The sequence below is a fragment of the Arthrobacter gengyunqii genome, from assembly GCF_023022985.1.
GTDB lineage: Bacteria > Actinomycetota > Actinomycetes > Actinomycetales > Micrococcaceae > Arthrobacter_B > Arthrobacter_B gengyunqii.
Window position 1 is genome coordinate 268871 of the sequence record NZ_CP095461.1, and the last position, 17530, is coordinate 286400.

General features: G+C 65.7%; 14 protein-coding genes. 5 read left to right on the forward strand and 9 right to left on the reverse strand.

The features are described 5' to 3' along the window. Positions 1–21 precede the first annotated feature (21 nt). Genes MUG94_RS01365 through MUG94_RS01380 form a run of 4 tightly spaced genes read left to right on the forward strand, consistent with a single transcriptional unit; the run spans position 22 to position 4348 of the window. On the forward strand, positions 22–1002 hold the full coding sequence (locus MUG94_RS01365; protein WP_227892538.1) for a cyclase family protein: 981 nt from the start codon (positions 22–24) through the stop codon (positions 1000–1002). Between the two features lie 43 nt (positions 1003–1045). Continuing rightward, positions 1046–2173: an FAD-dependent monooxygenase gene (locus tag MUG94_RS01370; protein WP_227909124.1), complete on the forward strand. Its 1128-nt coding sequence runs from the start codon at positions 1046–1048 to the stop codon at positions 2171–2173. Continuing rightward, complete coding sequence (locus MUG94_RS01375) at positions 2170–3306, forward strand: amidohydrolase family protein (RefSeq protein ID WP_227909123.1); 1137 nt, start codon at positions 2170–2172, stop codon at positions 3304–3306. The genes MUG94_RS01370 and MUG94_RS01375 overlap by 4 nt, the downstream gene beginning before the upstream one ends. Then, positions 3299–4348, forward strand: a complete 1050-nt coding sequence (locus tag MUG94_RS01380) for a fumarylacetoacetate hydrolase family protein (RefSeq protein WP_227909122.1) — start codon at positions 3299–3301, stop codon at positions 4346–4348. Before MUG94_RS01375 ends, MUG94_RS01380 begins: the two co-directional genes overlap by 8 nt. A 79-nt stretch (positions 4349–4427) precedes the next feature. On the opposite strand, the gene MUG94_RS01385 is transcribed toward MUG94_RS01380, so the two are convergent. From MUG94_RS01385 to aceA, 8 genes are all read right to left on the reverse strand, one after another. Continuing rightward, on the reverse strand, positions 4428–5402 hold the full coding sequence (locus MUG94_RS01385; protein WP_227909121.1) for a LysR family transcriptional regulator: 975 nt from the start codon (positions 5400–5402) through the stop codon (positions 4428–4430). A gap of 76 nt (positions 5403–5478) precedes the next feature. After that, a complete protein-coding gene (locus tag MUG94_RS01390; RefSeq protein WP_227909120.1) occupies positions 5479–6555 on the reverse strand; it encodes an ABC transporter permease in 1077 nt (358 codons plus the stop codon). Beyond that, positions 6555–8228 (reverse strand): sugar ABC transporter ATP-binding protein, encoded by a 1674-nt coding sequence (locus MUG94_RS01395; RefSeq protein WP_227909119.1) that lies wholly within the window; start codon positions 8226–8228, stop codon positions 6555–6557. The genes MUG94_RS01390 and MUG94_RS01395 overlap by 1 nt, the downstream gene beginning before the upstream one ends. Continuing rightward, positions 8228–9406, reverse strand: coding sequence for a sugar ABC transporter substrate-binding protein (locus tag MUG94_RS01400; RefSeq protein WP_247098826.1), 1179 nt, complete (start codon positions 9404–9406; stop codon positions 8228–8230). The genes MUG94_RS01395 and MUG94_RS01400 overlap by 1 nt, the downstream gene beginning before the upstream one ends. Before the next feature lie 219 nt (positions 9407–9625). Next, a complete protein-coding gene (locus tag MUG94_RS01405; protein ID WP_227909181.1) occupies positions 9626–11032 on the reverse strand; it encodes an amino acid permease in 1407 nt (468 codons plus the stop codon). Positions 11033–11201: 169 nt separating this feature from the next. Next, positions 11202–11915: a DsbA family oxidoreductase gene (locus tag MUG94_RS01410; protein ID WP_227909117.1), complete on the reverse strand. Its 714-nt coding sequence runs from the start codon at positions 11913–11915 to the stop codon at positions 11202–11204. Between the two features lie 116 nt (positions 11916–12031). After that, positions 12032–13663, reverse strand: coding sequence for a malate synthase A (gene aceB, locus MUG94_RS01415; protein ID WP_227892478.1), 1632 nt, complete (start codon positions 13661–13663; stop codon positions 12032–12034). A gap of 99 nt (positions 13664–13762) precedes the next feature. Beyond that, positions 13763–15061: an isocitrate lyase gene (aceA, locus tag MUG94_RS01420; protein WP_227892477.1), complete on the reverse strand. Its 1299-nt coding sequence runs from the start codon at positions 15059–15061 to the stop codon at positions 13763–13765. 145 nt (positions 15062–15206) lie between these two features. Here aceA and MUG94_RS01425 point away from each other — a divergent pair, with 145 nt between their 5' ends. After that, complete coding sequence (locus MUG94_RS01425) at positions 15207–16706, forward strand: helix-turn-helix transcriptional regulator (RefSeq protein WP_227909116.1); 1500 nt, start codon at positions 15207–15209, stop codon at positions 16704–16706. A gap of 21 nt (positions 16707–16727) precedes the next feature. Here MUG94_RS01425 and map read toward each other — a convergent pair whose 3' ends face one another. Beyond that, a complete protein-coding gene (gene map / locus MUG94_RS01430; protein WP_227909115.1) occupies positions 16728–17504 on the reverse strand; it encodes a type I methionyl aminopeptidase in 777 nt (258 codons plus the stop codon). Between the last annotated feature and the right edge of the window lie 26 nt (positions 17505–17530).

The following is a 17530-nucleotide window of genomic DNA, read 5'->3' on the forward strand; positions in this document are numbered from 1 at the left end:
GTTAATGCTGAAGACCAGGGGATGATTCGCCGCTCGGACGCACTGGGCAGCATCGAGGCCATGGCTGCCGCGCACAACAACTGGGGCCGCTGGGGTTCGGACGACGTCCTTGGGACGCTGAATTTCATTGACGAGGCGAAGCGGGTTGAGGCAGCCGGCCTGGTCCGGACCGGGCAGGCCTTTTCCCTGTCCCAGCCGTTCAACACCGATGGTCCGCAGAAGGGTTGGCGCCGCCGCATCAATCCGGTGCACACCATGACGGACACCGGCACGGATGCGGAATTAGGGAACCAGGGCTTTCCGCATGGCATTGGCGGTGCGGACGACTACATCACCATGCCGCTGCAGTGCTCCACCCAGTGGGACGGCCTTGGGCATATCTTCGATCGTGGAAAAGCTTGGAACGGCCGCCGCGCGGGGAAGGTGGTGACCAGCGACGGCGACCAGGTAACCGGGATCCAGACGGCAGCGGCGAAAATCGTCACCCGGGGTGTGCTGCTCGACGTCGGGCGGGCACTGGGTCCCGAGCTGGGCGAGGACGCCGGCGAACTGCCGGACGGGTTTGCCATCACGGCCGAACACCTCGAGGCCACCATCGCGAAACAGGGTCCGAGTTCCGTGGTTCGCCGCGGCGACATTGTGGTGCTGCGGACCGGCCAGTACGCCCGGACCCTGCGCCTGGGATGGGGCGACTATGCAGGGGGACCGGCCCCGGGACTGTCCTTCGGCACCGCGCCCTGGCTGCACCGGAGCGAGATTGCCGGTATCGCCACCGACACCTGGGGCTTCGAGGTCCGGCCCAACGAATTTGACACGGCGTTCCAGCCGCTGCACCAGATTGCCATTCCCAACCTTGGCCTGTACCTGGGGGAAATGTGGGATCCGGAGCAGCTCGCAGAGTCCTGTGCCGCGGACGGTCAGTACGACTTCCTGCTTACGGCCGCGCCCCTGCCCATCACCGGTGCGGTCGGATCACCGGTCAACCCCATCGCTGTAAAGTAACCCCTCCCATCCGCGCCTGACTGAAAACAAAGGAGTTTGCACCATGGCAGCTGTGAGCAAAGTAGGAATTGTCGGTTCGGGGGCAGCCGGATTGACGGCTGCGGTTCTGCTGGCCGATGCAGGCATCGACGTGGAAATCCTGGAGAAGGAAACGGGCCCCTCTTCGCTGGGGTCCGGCATCACGCTCCAGGGCAACGCCCTGAGGATCTTCCGGCAGCTCGGCATCTGGGACGAAATCGCGGCGAAGGGCTTTGCCTTCAGCGAGCTGGGTTTCCGCGCACCGGATCCGGCGGGAACCGTCCTCTCCGTGACGGACGATGCCCGGACCGGCGGAGCGGACCTGCCGGCAACGCTGGGGATGTACCGGCCGGACCTCGCCGACGCCCTCCGGCGCCGCGCCGTCAACGCCGGCGCACGCATCAGCTACGGCACGAAGGTCAAGGGCGTGGAACAGGACGGCAGTTCAGTCACTGTCATTACCGACGACGGCGACCGGCTCAGCTATGACCTGCTGATCGGCGCCGACGGACTCCACTCCGCGGTGCGTACAGCGATCGGGATCAAAACCGAACCGGAACCCACCGGGATGGGCATCTGGCGGGCGTTCGTGGAGCGCCCCGCCGAGGTGGTCCGCACGGATCTCACCTATGGCGGGCCCTGCTACATTGCCGGCTACTGCCCCACCGGCGAGGACACCATGTACGCCTACCTGGTCGAAGATGCACAGGAGCGCAGCGTCGAGGACGGCCCGAAGATCATGGCCGGCCTCGCCGCGGCCTACGGCGGGCCCTGGAAGGAGATCACAGCCAGCCTGGACCACAGCGCGCGGGTCAACTACACCCGGTTCACGGCCCACCTGGTGGATGGTCCGTGGAACCGCGGCCGGGTGGTGATCATCGGCGATGCTGCCCACAGCTGCCCACCCACCATTGCCCAGGGCGCGGCCATGGCGGTCGAAGACGCTGCAGTCCTTGCCGAACTGCTGACCAACGGCGAAGAACTGAACGACGCCCTGTGGGAAGCGTTTACGGAACGCCGGCTGGCGCGCGCCCGGACCGTGGTCCGGGGATCTGTCCAGCTGGGGCAGTGGATGCTCGACGGCGAGATCCGGAACGCGGACGTTCCGGGTCTGATCGGCTCCGTGGCAGCAACCGTGACCCAGCCCGCATGAGCGTACCCCAGGCCCAGGCCCAGGCCCAGCGCCCGGCCGCGGCCCCTCTGGTCGATGTCCATGCCCACGTGGTGCTGCCCGAGCTCCAAGGGTTTGTGGCGGCTTCCGCTCCGGCGGAATTTGCTGCCGCGCAGGAACTTGATGCCAGGCGGCAGGGACCCGTGTCCGCGGAACACTCCGGTGCCATGATCCGGGAACGCTGGCCGCGGCTGGTGGACCTTTCCCGGCGGCTCGCGGACATGGACGCCGCCGGCATCGACGTGCAGCTGGTTTCGCCGTCGCCGTCGCACTACTACTACTTCGCGGAGCCGGACGTCGGAGCGGAGATCGCCCGCCGGGCCAACACCGCGATGATGGAGCTGGTGGAATCGGCGCCGGACCGCCTGGCCGGACTGGGGCTGGTTCCGCTGCAGCACCCGGACCTCATGGTGGCCGCACTGGAGCATGCGGTGCAGGAGTGCGGCCTGTACGGGGTGGAAATCGGTTCCTATGCCCCCGGCCGGGACCGCATCGCCGGCCAGGGGCCGAACGAGGGGACCGTGGAACTGTCCGACGTCCGGCTTGAACCGTTCTGGGCGCGCGCCGAAGAATTGGGTGCGATCATCTTCCTGCACCCCTTCGGCTGTTCCCTGGATGAACGGCTGGACCGGTTCTACCTCGCCAACACGGTGTCGCAGCCGGCAGAGAACGCAGTCGCCCTGTCCCACCTGATCTTCGCCGGGGTGCTGGACCGCTACCCCGGCCTGCGATTGATTGCGGCGCACGGCGGCGGCTACCTTCCCACCACGCTGGGACGGTCCGACCATGCCTGGCGGGTCCGCCCGGAGGCGCGCGGGTCCGCCGAACCTCCGTCGTCCTACATGAAGCGGATGTGGTTCGATTCGCTCACCCACAGCCCGGCTGAACTGCGTGCCCTGGTCGCGGCGGCCGGAGCCGACCGGATCCTGATGGGCTCCGACTATCCGTTCGACATGGGGTCCGAAGACCCCACGGGCGAAGTGCGCGCCGCCGGTCTTTCACCGGAGGACGAACAGGGGATCCTCACCGAAAATGCTGCAGCGCTCGGAATCCGCCCCGGACACGCAGCACATTCCAAGGCCATGAGCGGGGAAGGAACCGGAGACGATGGTTAAGATTGCACGCTGGACAAACGGCGGGGAGGTCCACTCCGGCTTTATCCAGGAGGACCTGGCCTACCGGCTGCCGGCCGGACAGACCACCAACCACCTGTTGGACGCCGGGCTGGAAGAAACCCTGCAGATCGCGGAACGAACCATCGAAGGAGCAGGGGAGTCGGGTGCGGGTGCTCCCAGCCCATTGTCCGACGTCGTACTCCTGGCCCCGCTGGTTCCCGCCTCCATGCGCGACTTTGTCGCCTTTGAAGAACACGTGGAAGGCATCCGGAAGACTATCGAGGGCGCCGGCGGCGTGATGGAGGAGTGGTACGAAGCTCCCACGTTCTATTTCACCAACCCGCACACGATCCGTGCCACGGGTGAGGAAATCGGCATTCCGGCAGGCTGCAGCCAGTTGGACTTCGAGACGGAGGTCGCGGCCGTGATCGGCAGGGTCCCCGGGAGCAGCGGCGCCAACCTGAGCGCGGAGGAAGCGCACCGGCACATCTTTGGTTACACCGTTTTTAACGACTGGTCCGCCCGGGACCTGCAGCGCCGTGAGATGAAAGTCAGCCTGGGTCCGTGCAAGGGGAAGGACTTCGCCGGCACTCTTGGTCCATGGATTGTGACTGCTGACGAATTTGCCGCCAAGCATGATCCCGAAGGTTTCCTGGGCCTGGCGATGAGCGTTGACGTCAACGGGGAACGGGTGGGGGAGGACCTGCTGTCCAACATGGGCTGGCCGTTCGCCGAGCTGGTGGCCTACGCCTCCCAGGACTCCCGGGTGCTGCCCGGTGACGTGTTGGGCTCCGGGACCTGCGGCAGCGGGTGCCTTGCCGAACTGTGGGGCCGCCACGGATCGGTGACGCCGCCTCCCCTGCAGACGGGGGACACCGTCAGCATGACGGTCGAGGGCATCGGCACCATCACCAACACCATCGGCCTCCGCCGCGAGGCTCAGACCTTGGTGCGTGCCCGGCCGCGGCCGCGGTTGCCCCGGGCCCATGACGGTGCCGGGATCGCGGGGGCCGCGGGAATTGCTGGAGTGGCCGGGGGCTGAAACCCCGTGCGGGAGGGGAGCGAACCCCGTGCGGCGGCGGACGCCGCAGTGTTTCTGCTGCGGGACGGTGCAGCGGGGGTCAGCCTCGCTGCACCGCTGGCCGTGCGTCCCCCATGACGGCCACTCGTGTGGCTTCGCCCCCCGCCAAATTCCCGTGCAGCTGCGCGCAGGCACGTTGGACTACGGACCGGAGCCAGCGGCTCGCGGGGTCCTCTGAGCGGGTGGTGTGCCAGAACATCGCCTCGACCAGCATGGGTTCGGCTTCCACCGGAAACTCGATAATGGAAATACCCGCACCCCGTTGAGCCCTCTGGGCCAGCATTTTGGGAACCAGCGCCACCAGATCCGTACCTTCAACGAGAAGCGGGAGAGCCAGCAGCCCGGACACGCTGGCCGCAACCTTGCGTTCAATCCCCAGCGATTCCCAGAAGAGGTCTGCCGGGGTTTTGATTGATTCGCCGAAGGAACCCACCGCATGGTGGAGGCTGCCCAGATCCTCGGCACGGATCAGGTCCCCGGCCAGGACGGGGTTCCCGGAATCCACCACTGCTACGAAGCTGTCCCGGAAGACGGGCTTGCTTTCGCCGGGCAGCGCATACCCGGCCGGACCTACGATCAGGTCGCAGCGGGTGAAATCTGCCTGGTGAAACGGCATCATCGACGTGGGAACAAAGTTCACGCTGACGCCGGGCGCCTCCACCTGCAGGATCCGGCGCAGCGGTTCCACTGCCATGGTCGTTGCATAGTCCGACGCGGCGATGGCAAATTCACGGTCGCTGGTGAGCGGATCAAACCTGCTGCGGATTCCGGTGACGCGGTCCAGGTTCTGGATCGCGTCATCCACCAGCGGGACCAATTCCTGGGCCAGCGGCGTGAGCTCGAACTGCCGTCCTGCCCGTACGAGCAGCTCGTCGTCAAAATAGCGGCGCAGCCGGGCGAGGGCGGCGCTCGTTGCCGGCTGGCTCAGCTGCAGATGGTCCGCCGTCCGTGAGACATTCCGCAGCCGAAGAAGCGTCTGAAGCGTTGGCAGCAAATTCAGATCGATGGACTTCATGCGTGCCAGCTTAGGCGGGAGGCCAAATGTTCCTGCTCCGGAGCGGTCACTCCGCGGGTCGCAGCCATGCCTGCCCCTACGTCGTCTGGCCGGAGCGGCGGCGGCCCAGATAGCTGGAGAGCCCGACGGCGACGAGCAGCGCCACGCCGTTGAAGACCTGGTCCACCCAGTTTGCGGCGCCGCTCAGCGTCAGGCCACTGACGCTGACCGCCACAAACAAGACTCCAAAAACGGTGCCAATGACATTGAAGCGCCCGGGCAGGATTGCCGTCGCGCCCAGGAAGACCGCAGCCAGCGCCGGGAACAGCAGGTAGGTTCCGTTGTCGGCGTTTGCCCCGCCGGTGCGTGCTGCCAGGATCACTCCCGCGAGTCCGGCCAGTGTGCCGGAGAGGAGGAACGCGGTGTGCGTATAGCGGCGGAGCGGAAGGCCCACCAGAACCGCCGCCCGGTTGTTGGAGCCAATGGCGTAGAGGGAGCGGCCGAACGGGGTGTGGGTGAGCAGGTACCAGGCCAGAAAGACCAGGACCGCCACCACGAACACCACGCGCGGAAGCCCCAGCCAGGTGCTGCTGCCGAATGCCGTGAAGGAGGGGGCGACGCCGATAATGGCCAGGCCTCCGGTGTACCACTGGATGAGCCCGCCCAGCAGGGTGGCCATGCCCAGGGTGGACACGAAGGCGTTCATCTCAAAGCGTGCCACCAGCAGCCCGTTGACGAGGCCCACCGCGGCGGCTGCGGCCACGCCGAGCAGGCAGGACAGCCACAGCGGCAGCGAAAAATGAGCCATGGACGCGGCGGTCACCACGCTGCTCAGGACCGCGATACCGCCCACTGAGAAGTCGAAGTGGCCGGCGACGAGAGGAAAAATCAACGCGATGGCGACAAGCGTGACAACGGACTGGTTTGCCAGCACCACTGAAACGTTCGCTCCGCTTAGGAAGACCGACGAGCTGGCCGGGAACACTCCGAAAAAGACAATAATGAGGACCAGCAGCAGCGGCAGCGCAAACCGCTCCAGCCGGGTGCCCAGAGGTGTGCGGTGCCGTTGGGGAGCAGCCTCCGCCGGGCTGGAGGCAGCCGGATCCGCTGTGGCGGAAACCGGAACCTGCCGGGTGTCGGAGGAATCGGCCGGGGGCGTGTGGGTGGCGTCCATTAGTCTTGGAATCCTTCGTGAGAGGCAGGGTGGGCGGAACCCGCGGACATGACGGCAGCGGCCAGCGCGCCGCGCCCGGATTCTGCGGGATTGAATTCAGCGACAATCCGGCCGTCTACCAGGACCAGGATCCGGTCGCACAGTTCGGCAAGTTCATCGAGGTCGCTGGAGGCCACCAGCACGCCGCAGCCCTCCGCCGCACTGCTCCGCAGGGACTGGTAGATGTCCCGCCTGGACATCACATCGACGCCTTGCGTGGGTTCGTCGAGCAGGAGAAGCCGGGGCTTCCGGCGCAGCCAGCGGGCAAGGATCACCTTCTGCTGGTTGCCGCCGGAGAGCCTGCCGATCGGGATTTCGATTCCATCCGTACGAACGGAATGTTCCTCAACGAGTTGGTGTGTTTCAGCACGTTCCAGGCGCAGGTTCATCACCAATTTGCGCCAGTAGCGCCCAATGACGGCGGCAGAGGTGTTTTCCCGCACTGCGAGATCCAGAAAGGCAGCGTCCCGGTGCCGGTCTTCCGGCACAAAGGCGATTCCGGAACGGACGGCATCAGCCGGAGAGGACGGCGTGTGCGGTGTTCCGTTCAAGAGCATCTCGCCGGCGGCGAGGGGCGTGTCGCCAAAAATGGCCCGCAGCACCGTGGAGCGTCCTGATCCTGCCAGTCCGGCCAGGCCCACGATCTCTCCGGGAGCCACGGACAGACTCACCTCTGCCAGCGGCGGCCGGGAGAGATTCCGGCCTTCCAGCACCGGGACGCGTGTGTCGGTGTTCGTGGCGGTGCCCCCGTCATCGATCAGGGCCGCCTTCGGGCTGACCCGGGGACCGCCGTCGCCGACGGCGTTCGTCCCGGGCCGGGCCGGACCGGACATCATCGCCACAATGTCGGGGGTGGTCAGCTTGGCTGCCGGTCCGCCGCCGGCAACGATGCCGTCGCGCAACACCGTGACGTAGTCGGCAACTTCGGCGACCTCGCGGAAACGGTGGGTCACCAGCACGATTGTCTGACCCAGGTCAGCCCGGGTGCGCAGGGCCGTCATCAGCTCACGGGTTTCCTGCTCCGGCAAGGACGCCGTCGGCTCGTCCAGCAGCAGCGTAAACTCGCTTTCCTGCTGGTCGGCAAGGGCGCGTGCTACGGCCACCATGGTTTTCTGGCTGGGACGCAGCGAGCCCAGCGGGTCGGTGGCACGGGCCGTTATGCCGTAGGACGCCAGCAGTTCATCCGCGCGGTCCCGCAGTTCCTTCCAGCGGATGCCCTGCAGCGGATTGGTGGGGAAGCCGGAGTCCAGGGCGAAGTTCTCTGCAACGGTCAGGGCGTCGAACAAACCGAGGTCCTGATGAACAAATCTCAGCCCCGCGGCGCGCGCCCGGCGCGGCGTCATCTGCCGGGCCGGAACGCTTTCTCCGCGCACGGTGATGGTGCCGGCGTCGGCCTGGTACACCCCGGCGAGGCACTTGATCAGTGTGGATTTGCCGGAACCGTTTCCGCCGAGCAGCGCGTGGATGGTGCCGCCGTCGACCGTCAGGTCCACGCCCGAGAGGGCAGCGGCGCCGGCAAACGATTTCATCAGTCCGTGTGCACCCAGGGTGATGGACCGCGTGTGGTTATCCGCACCTTCCGTGCCCGCGGGAGCCGCGGGCACGGAACGATGCAGTTCGTCATGAGCAGCCACTACTTGCCCCATGCCTCCAGGTACGACTGCCTGAAGTCAATCTCCGGATCGTAGGCGAATGATTCGCCGTCGGCGGGCATGTTGGTCGTGGCATCCACCACCTGAAGCCCGACGCCGGACGGCACGATCGGCTGATCGGCCAGCAGTCGGAGGGCGGCGTCCATGCCGGCCCATCCGTCCCATTCGAGGCTGAATGCCACAGAAGCGTCCTGTCCCTGGCCGGAGGCAATCAGGTCCAGATTGCTGCGCTGCCCGAAGGTGCCGATGACGGCGAGGTCGTCCGAGCGCTGTGAGGACACGATTGCCTGCGACAGACCCGCCATGAACCAACCGTCGAGAGGGACGGCGATGGCGTTGGCGTCAGGGGCTTGAAGCAGGGCGGTGGAGAGCTTCTGGCCCATGGCCCCGCTAGCCGCGTCCTGGTTGCTGAGCTGGAGCGTGCCAACAACTTCACAGGAATCGCAGTCCGCAAGCCCTGCATTCAGGCCGTCACTGATCCAGGGGCCAAAGCGGGCATCCGCAAAGGTCACCTCCAGCAGTTTCACGTTGCCGTCGGTCTGGCCCATCAGCCAGGCCGCCTGCAGCTCGCCGATCTTGTTCCACCACTGCTCGTTGTCCAGGCCTTCGAGTTTCTGTGTGATGCCGGTGTACAGCGGCTCGCCCCCGTCGATGTCACAGTCGTTGGCGCCAACCCCCACCGTGGTGATCCCCGCTGCGCGGGCTTCCTCCAGCGGGCCTTGGAAGCTGGAGCAATCCTGGCCCATGACGAGGATGACGTCCGCATCAGCGGCTACGCCCTGCCGGATGCAGTTGGCCCAGCCATTGGGATTGAGCTGGCCGTCGCACACACTGTTTTGCCAGCCGATGGCTTCGGCTGCATCCGCCGCCGCCTGGGACGGTGTCGAGCACGTCACCTGGGACTGGCCGCAGGAGACGATCCAGACCATCAGATCCTCCGGAACCGGAACCGCGTCCACGGGCGGAACGCCGACCGTGCCTTCATAAGCGGCCGCCAGAGCGTCTGTGCCGGCGGGGGTTGCGGATGCCGAAGCGGAGGAGCCGGCGGAGGAATCGGCGGCTGGCTCATTTTCGGCGGTTGCTGAACTGCAGGATGCCAGTGCGAGGCTGGCAAGTAGTAAGGCGCTGAGGGCGCCCCGGGCCTTGAATCTCGGCGTCATGCTTCTCATCGGGTCTCCATCGACAGTCAAAGGGGAAACGTGACGTCGGTCACGTTAACTCAGTGTGCGGTGGAGGAACTATTTGAGGAACCGAAGAAATGGGATACCTAGTATCCGCTGTACAGATAGCCGGGAGCGTTTATGAGCCCAACGCGACGGTATTTGCCAGCCCCGGAATTACTCGACGCCGGCTCGCTGTGGCCCAGCCCGATCAGGACTTCAGCGGCCGGGTTCTCCGGCCGCCGCGGGGGTGGCTGCACTGGTGTCGGCCGCGGAATCCGCCCGGGGATCGAGGGTTTCATCGGCCAGATCGGCGCGCACCCTTCCATCGCCGCGCACCCACAGGCGGTAGGCAACGAACAGCAGGCCAATCCAGACGGCACCCACAATGAGCGCCACCCGTGTGCCCGGCATGACGCCGAGCAGCACCACGATGAAGACCATGAAGGCCAGCGCCGCGTAGGACGCCACCGGCCAGAACGGCACCCCGAATTCCGAGGCGGGCAGGTTGCGGCGGGCGATGTCGCGCTTCATCGAGATGTGCGACAGCAGGATCATCAGCCACACCCACACGGTGGCGAACGTGGCAATTGAGGCGATGATGGTGAACAGGGATTCGGGCAGCAGTGCATTGAGCACGACGCCGGCCAGCAGGACTCCCGCCATGGTGGCCACGGTCATCCAGGGCACGCCGTTTCGGGAGACTTTCGCGAACGACGCCGGTGCCTGGCCCTGCCGGGCCAGCCCGTACATCATCCGGCCGGCACCAAAGATGTCGGCGTTGATGGCGGAGAGGGCGGCGGTGATGACCACGGCGTTGAGGATGTGCGCTGCGGCGGTAATGCCGAGGGAATCGAAGATCTGCACAAAGGGGCTGGTGGAGCCGTCGATATCCTGCCACGGGAAGATCATCATCAGGACGGCCAGGGTGCAGACGTAGAACAGAAGGATTCGGAACGGCACGGTATTCACCGCAGCGGGGATGGCTTTCTTCGGGTTCTCCGCCTCGCCGGCGGTGATGCCGATGGTCTCAATGCCGCCGAAGGCAAACATCACGATGGAGAAGGATGCCAGCAGACCCCACACGCCGTTGGCGAATAAGCCGCCGGAACCCAGGAGGGTGTCCATGCCCGGGTTGGCGCCGTCGTCGAGCCCGAAACCGAACACGATGATCGCAATGCCGCCCACAATCATGGCGATGATGGCACTGACCTTCAGGATGGAGAGCCAGAATTCGGTTTCGCCAAACACCTTGACCCGCATCAGGTTCAGCGCCGCGATGAGCAACACCACCGCCAGGATCCAGATCCAGCGCGGCACGTCCGGGAACCAGAAGCCCATGTAAATGCCGAAGGCGGTGACATCGGCAATGGCCACCACCGCCATTTCGAAGGCGAAGGTCCATCCGGTGATGAAGCCGGCAAACGGACCCAGATAGCGGCTGGCATAGTCGCCGAACGAGCCGGAGACCGGATGCCGCACCGCCATCTCGCCCAGCGCCCGCATGACCAGGAACACAGCGGCGCCGCCGATCATGTAGGCCAGCAGGACCGCCGGCCCAGCGGACTGGATGGCGGACGCGGACCCATAGAAGAGACCGGTGCCGATGGCCGAGCCGAGCGCCATGAAGCGGATGTGCCTGACATTCAGGCCCCGGGCCAGCGCCTGGGTAAAGGAGGACTTCAAAGAGAACGCACCTTGGATATTGGGGGATAGGCCGAATAGTCGGCCTATCCATATTACGCCGGTGCGTGCGGACCGGGGTTTTCAGCCCTTGGACCTGCCGGCCAAGTCCCTAGCAGCCGTCCGGACCGCAGGCAGGACCGTCGGCGGAGGCGGATGCCGGCGTGAGGTTCACCAGCGGATGGGATTCCTTCCACGCCTGTTCCAGGGCGGAGGAGAAGAGCTCGACGGGCTGGGCGCCCGAAATCCCGTACTTCTCATCGAGCACGAAGAACGGTACGCCGCTGACCCCCAAAGACCGGGCCTGCGAAATGTCGGCGTTTACGGCGTCGGCATACTCATCGGTGGCCAGCATGGACCGGATCCTGTCCGGGTCAACGCCCGCAGCGGCACCGATCCCGGTCAGCACCTCCGTGGACCCGATGTCCTGCCCCTTCTCGAAGTGGGCCGAAAGCAGCGCCTCCTTGACGGCGTCGGCCGCTTTGATGCCGCCCTCGGCACGGGCCAGATGGATCAGGCGGTGGGCCGAGAAGCTGTTGGCCACCACCAGCGAGTCGAAATCGTAGGCCAGGCCCTCGCCGGCGGCCTGGGCCGTTACCTGCTCCAGCATTCCGGCCAGCTGCACCGGATCGATGCCCTTGCGTTCGCTGAGGTACTGGACTTCGGTGCCGTCGTAGTGTTCGGGGAGGGACGGATCGAGCTGGTAGCTGCGCCAGTGCACCTGAACCTCGTCCCGGTGCGGGAAGGAGGCCAGCGCGGCTTCGAAGCGGCGTTTGCCGATGTAGCACCACGGGCAGGCAATGTCGGACCAAATATCAATCTTCATATCCGCTGCAACGCAGAAAGGGCCGGGAGCCATTCCCGCAGTGAAGAAAACACTGCGCAAACGGCTCCCGGCCCCGGCTTTTGCGGATATGAAAGCGTATCCGCATCCCCCGCGGGTTAGGCCGGCGCCAGTTCCCTTGCCTCGTGCAGGAACCGGGCGTAGGCAGGAACGGTCAGGAACGTCGGGAACTGCTCGCCGCACGCCACCTCTTCAAAGAGCTCGCGGGCGTCATCGAAACGGTCGCCGTCGAAGCGCTGCAGGTTGGCGAACTCTTCGTCCAGGAGTTCCTCCACCCAGTGGTGCGTGATGATCTCGCCCTCGTCGGTGACGGCGGAGGCATGGATCCACTGCCAGATCTGCGAGCGGGAGATTTCGGCCGTGGCTGCGTCCTCCATCAGGTTGTTGATGGCGGCCGCACCGTTGCCCCGCAGCCAGGACTCGATGTAGCGGATACCCACCTCGATGTTGCTGCGGATGCCGGCCTCAGTGATGACCCCGGGGGTGGCGGCGATGTCCAGCAGCGCCTTGTCGTTGGGAACCACGTCCCCGCGGGTCCGCTCCAGCTGGTTCGGGCGCTCGCCGAGCACGCCGTCGAACACCTCCATGGCCACCGGCACCAGATCAGGGTGGGCCACCCAGGAACCGTCAAAGCCGTCGTTCGCCTCGCGGGTCTTGTCTGCGCGCACCTTCTCCATGGCGACGTCGTTGGCGGCTGCGTCCTTGCGGTTCGGAATGAAGGCAGCCATGCCGCCGATGGCGTGGGCGCCGCGGCGGTGGCAGGCACGCACCAGTTGCTCGGTGTAGGCACGCATGAACGGAGCGGTCATCGTCACCATGTTGCGGTCCGGCAGCACGAACCGGGGTCCGCGGGTGCGGAAGTTCTTGATCACCGAGAAGATGTAGTCCCAGCGGCCGGCGTTCAGGCCAGCGGCATGGTCCCGCAGTTCGTAGAGGATTTCCTCCATCTCGAACGCAGCGGTGATCGTTTCGATCAGCACAGTGGCGCGGATGGTTCCCTGCGGGATGCCCATCAGGTCCTGTGCAAGGACAAAGATGTCATTCCACAGCCGTGCTTCGAGGTGGTTTTCGATCTTGGGCAGGTAGAAGTAGGGGCCGCGGCCCTGTGAGATCAGGCGCTGGGCGTTGTGGAAGAAGTACAGGCCGAAGTCCACGATCCCGCCGGCGATCGGAGTGTTGTCGACCAGCATGTGCTTCTCCGGCAGGTGCCAGCCGCGGGGACGGACAACGATGGTGGGCAGCTCCGTCAGGGACGAGCCCTGCACCTTGTATTCCTTGCCCTCGGCAGAGGTGAAGTCTATCCGGCGGTCCAGGGCGTCGCGCAGGTTCAGCTGTCCGTTGATGACGTTGGACCACGACGGCGTGGAAGAGTCTTCCATGTCGGCTAGCCACACCTTGGCACCGGAGTTCAGGGCGTTGATGGTCATTTTGCGGTCCACCGGACCGGTGATTTCCACACGGCGGTCCTCCAGTCCGGGAGCCGTGGGTGCCACGCGCCAGGAGTCGTCGGCGCGGATGGACCTGGTCTCGGCCAGGAAGGAAGGATCAGCCCCGTTGGAGATCTGCTGGCGGCGCGTCTGGCGCTGCTGGAGGAGTTCCTGCCGGCGCGAGGCGGTGGCCCGATGCAGTGCCTTGACGAAATCCAGCGCCTGCGGGGTGAGGATTTCTTCCTGCCGCCGCACAGCGGGAGCGGTGAGGGAAATACCGTTCAGGGTGATCGGGTCATTCATGGCGTTCTCCTTGGGGTGATTCAAAGCTGTGGCGGTGTTGCGGCGGGAGCGCGGCTTTTGCCGTCGCCCCCGCCGCATCTGGCTTCGCAGAGCCGGGGTTTAGTGGAACTGGGCGGACTCCGTGGAGCCGGCCAGCGCCAGGGTGCTGCCGGTCGGGTTCAGCGCCGTGGCGATGGCGTCGAAGTAGCCGGTGCCAACCTCGCGCTGGTGCTTGGTGGCGGTGTAGCCGCGGGATTCGGAAGCGAATTCCTTCTCCTGCAGTTCCACGTAGGCGCTCATGCCGTTGCGGGCGTAACCGTGGGCGAGGTCGAACATGGAGTAGTTCAGGGCGTGGAAGCCGGCCAGGGTAATGAACTGGAACTTGAAGCCCATGGCGCCGAGTTCGCGCTGGAACTTGGCGATGGTGTCATCGTCCAGGTGCTTCTTCCAGTTGAAGGACGGCGAGCAGTTGTAGGCCAGCATCTGGTCGGGGAACTCGGAGCGGACGGCCTCGGAGAACTTGCGGGCAAGTTCCAGGTCCGGGGTTCCGGTCTCCATCCAGATGAGGTCCGAGTACGGGGCGTAGGCCTTGGCCCGGGCGATGCAGGGTTCGATGCCGTTGCGGACCTTGTAGAAACCTTCGGGTGTGCGCTCGCCGGTGATGAACTCCTGGTCGCGCTCGTCGACGTCGGACGTGATCAGGGTGGCAGCCTCGGCGTCGGTGCGGGCGATCACCACGGTGGGGGTGCCGGCGACGTCGGCCGCGAGGCGGGCAGCGTTGAGGGTGCGGATGTGCTGGCCGGTGGGGATCAGGACCTTGCCGCCGAGGTGGCCGCACTTCTTCTCCGAGGCGAGCTGGTCTTCCCAGTGCACGCCCGAGGCGCCGGACTGGATCATGGACTTCATCAGCTCGTACGCGTTCAGCGGGCCGCCGAAGCCGGCCTCGGCGTCAGCCACGATCGGCACCATGTAGTCATCCACGCTCTGGATGCCTTCGGCGAACTCGATCTGGTCGGCGCGCAGCAGGGCGTTGTTGATGCGGCGGACCACGGTGGGCACCGAGTTGGCCGGGTAGAGGGACTGGTCCGGGTAGGTCTGGCCGGCATTGTTGGCGTCGGCGGCAACCTGCCAGCCGGAGAGGTAGATGGCCTTCAGGCCGGCCTTGACCTGCTGGACGGCCTGGTTGCCGGTGAGGGCGCCCAGTGCGTTGGTGTAGCCTTCGTCGCCGGCGTTGCGGAGCTGGTCCCAGAGTTTTTCAGAACCGCGGCGTGCCAGCGTGTGCTCCTCCTGGACCCGTCCGCGCAGCTTCACGACGTCGTCGGCCGTGTAGTCGCGCTCGATGCCGGCCCAGCGGGGGTCGGTGGCCCATTCGGAGGCGAGCTGCTCGGCGGTGGGGGCCGTGTTCTGTTCCTGTGTCATAACCAACGTCTCCTTGTAATCCTGCTGCATCTCCGGCCGCTTCAACCGGTGATTTCTTCTGTGGAACCAACTCTCCGGCAATAACAACCCCCTTTCTAGGACTTTTCTCTGGCAAGAAACGCAGTTCTTCGCATATCGTGAATTTGTGACCGACACAACATGGAACCGGCCCGCTCCGGCATCCCGAAAGACCGTTCCCGGCTCCGAAGCGGAGCGCACGCTGGACGTCATCAGCCTGGGACGGCGGATCCGGCACCTGCGCAAAGCCAAGGCAATGACGCTCGATGATTTGGGTGCTGCCGTGGGAACCGTCGCCTCACAGCTGTCCCTGATCGAGAACGGCAAGCGCGAACCGAAGCTGGGCATGATGCAGGCCCTTGCTGCAGCGCTGGACGTCAGCATTGACCAACTGCTGGGCTCGGAGCCGCCCAGCAGGCGTGCTGCCTTGGAGATTGAACTGGAACGGGCCCAGCGCGGACCCCTCTATTCGTCCCTCGGCCTGCCGAAGGTGCGGATCGGATCACGGCTGCCCATCGACGTCCTGGAGTCCTTGGTGGGGCTGCAGGCCGAGCTGGAGCGCCGGCTCAACGAGCAGGTGGCCACACCCGAGGAAGCACGCCGGGCCAACGGCGAGCTGCGGCGGATGATGCGCGAGCGCAACAACTACTTTCCCGAATACGAGGAGGCTGCCCAGCAGGTGCTGAACTCGGTGGGGCACACCTCCGGTCCGCTGTCCCAGCACGTCATCGCGGACATTGCAGCCCACCTGGGCTTTGCGCTGCACCACGTGTCGGACCTGCCGCACTCCACCCGTTCCGTCACCGACCTGAAGAACCGGCGGATTTATCTCACCCAGTCCCAGCGGTCGGACCATGATCCGCGCTCCGTGCTGCTGCAGGCCCTGGGCCATTACGTGCTTGAGCACAAGACGCCGAGCAGCTACGGCGAGTTTCTGAGCCAGCGCGTCGCGACCAACTATTTTGCCGCCGCCTTGCTGCTTCCGCAGAACGCCACCGTTGATTTCCTGCAGCGCGCCAAGTCTGCCAAGGAGATTGCGGTGGAGGACATCCGGGACGCGTTCGCGGTGTCCTATGAAACTGCGGCACACCGCTTCACCAACCTGGCCACGGAGCACCTGGGCATTCCCACGCATTTCCAGAAGGTCCACGAGTCCGGCATCGTTTACAAGGCCTATGAGAACGACGGCGTGACCTTCCCCGCGGACCACACCGGCGCCATCGAGGGCCAGCCGATCTGCCGCTACTGGACGTCGCGGGAAGTGTTCAACGTGCCGGACCAGTTCAGCGCGTTCAACCAGTACACCGACACTCCGGCCGGCACCTACTGGTGCACGGCACGGGTGGAGCGGGGATCGGCCGGCAAGTTCTCGCTCAGCATCGGAGTGCCGTACCAGCACGTGAAATGGTTCCGCGGCCGCGACACCTCGGAGCGCTCCAAATCCCGCTGCCCGGATCCGGACTGCTGCCGCACGCCGCCGGGTGAGCTGGCTTCCCAATGGTCCGGGTTTGCCTGGCCCAGCGCGCGGGCGCACTCACACCTGCTGGCTGCACTGCCTCCGGGCGCTTTTCCCGGAGTTGATGAGACAGAGGTTTATTCGTTCCTGCAGGCACATGCCGAGGACTAACCGCTGCTTCGGTGCCGGGAATTACGACGACGAGGGCAGCGTGAGGATGTCGGCGCCGTCATCCGTAATGACAATGGTGTGTTCGCTGTGCGCGCTGCGGGCGCCGGTGGCGCTTCGAAGCGTCCAGCCGTCCGCATCGAAGGTGAGCCGGGCGGTGTCTGCCATGACCCACGGCTCGAGGGCCAGCATCAGGCCCGGCCTGAGGGTGTAACCGCGGCCTGCCCGGCCCGTGTTCGGGACGTGCGGGTCCTGATGCATGGTGGATCCGATGCCGTGGCCGCCGAACTCTGTATTCACCTCGTACCCGGAATTAATCAGGGCCGTTCCGATCGCGTGCGAGATGTCTCCAATCCGTGCCCCCGGCCCGGCAACGGCGATTCCGGCTGCCAGCGCCCGCTCGGTGGCGTTGATCAGCTCGAGGCTCTCTGCCGGTTTGGTGTCGCCCACAATGAAGCTGATGGCGGAGTCGGCGGCGATCCCTGCCTTGGAAACGGCCAGATCCAGGCTCAGCAGGTCTCCGTCCTGCAGGTCGTAGTCGCACGGCAGTCCGTGCAGCACGGCATCGTTGACGCCCGTGCAGATGTAATGCCCAAACGGTCCCCGGCCGAAGGACGGGGCATAGTCCACGTAGCAGGATTCCGCTCCGGCATCCTGGATCATCCGGGCTGTCCACTGGTCGATCTCCAGCAGGTTGGTGCCAACGGTGGTCCGCTGTTTCAGGGTCTGCAGGATGTCTGCGACCAATCTGCCGGTGACCCGTGCCTTCGCTATTTCAGCCGGGTTCAGGATTTCGATCATGTGGTGCCTTCCTTGGGCGGTGGAAA

Excerpts from the sequence above, each read along its gene's own strand:
- MUG94_RS01365 (WP_227892538.1), top strand. The coding sequence starts at position 22 with ATGATTCGCCGCTCGGACGCACTGGGCAGCATCGAGGCCATGGCTGCC.
- MUG94_RS01370 (WP_227909124.1), top strand. The coding sequence starts at position 1,046 with ATGGCAGCTGTGAGCAAAGTAGGAATTGTCGGTTCGGGGGCAGCCGGA.
- MUG94_RS01375 (WP_227909123.1), top strand. The coding sequence starts at position 2,170 with ATGAGCGTACCCCAGGCCCAGGCCCAGGCCCAGCGCCCGGCCGCGGCC.
- MUG94_RS01380 (WP_227909122.1), top strand. The coding sequence starts at position 3,299 with ATGGTTAAGATTGCACGCTGGACAAACGGCGGGGAGGTCCACTCCGGC.
- MUG94_RS01385 (WP_227909121.1), bottom strand. The coding sequence starts at position 5,402 with ATGAAGTCCATCGATCTGAATTTGCTGCCAACGCTTCAGACGCTTCTT.
- MUG94_RS01390 (WP_227909120.1), bottom strand. The coding sequence starts at position 6,555 with ATGGACGCCACCCACACGCCCCCGGCCGATTCCTCCGACACCCGGCAG.
- MUG94_RS01400 (WP_247098826.1), bottom strand. The coding sequence starts at position 9,406 with ATGACGCCGAGATTCAAGGCCCGGGGCGCCCTCAGCGCCTTACTACTT.
- MUG94_RS01405 (WP_227909181.1), bottom strand. The coding sequence starts at position 11,032 with ATGGCGCTCGGCTCGGCCATCGGCACCGGTCTCTTCTATGGGTCCGCG.
- MUG94_RS01410 (WP_227909117.1), bottom strand. The coding sequence starts at position 11,915 with ATGAAGATTGATATTTGGTCCGACATTGCCTGCCCGTGGTGCTACATC.
- aceB (WP_227892478.1), bottom strand. The coding sequence starts at position 13,663 with ATGAATGACCCGATCACCCTGAACGGTATTTCCCTCACCGCTCCCGCT.
- aceA (WP_227892477.1), bottom strand. The coding sequence starts at position 15,061 with ATGACACAGGAACAGAACACGGCCCCCACCGCCGAGCAGCTCGCCTCC.
- map (WP_227909115.1), bottom strand. The coding sequence starts at position 17,504 with ATGATCGAAATCCTGAACCCGGCTGAAATAGCGAAGGCACGGGTCACC.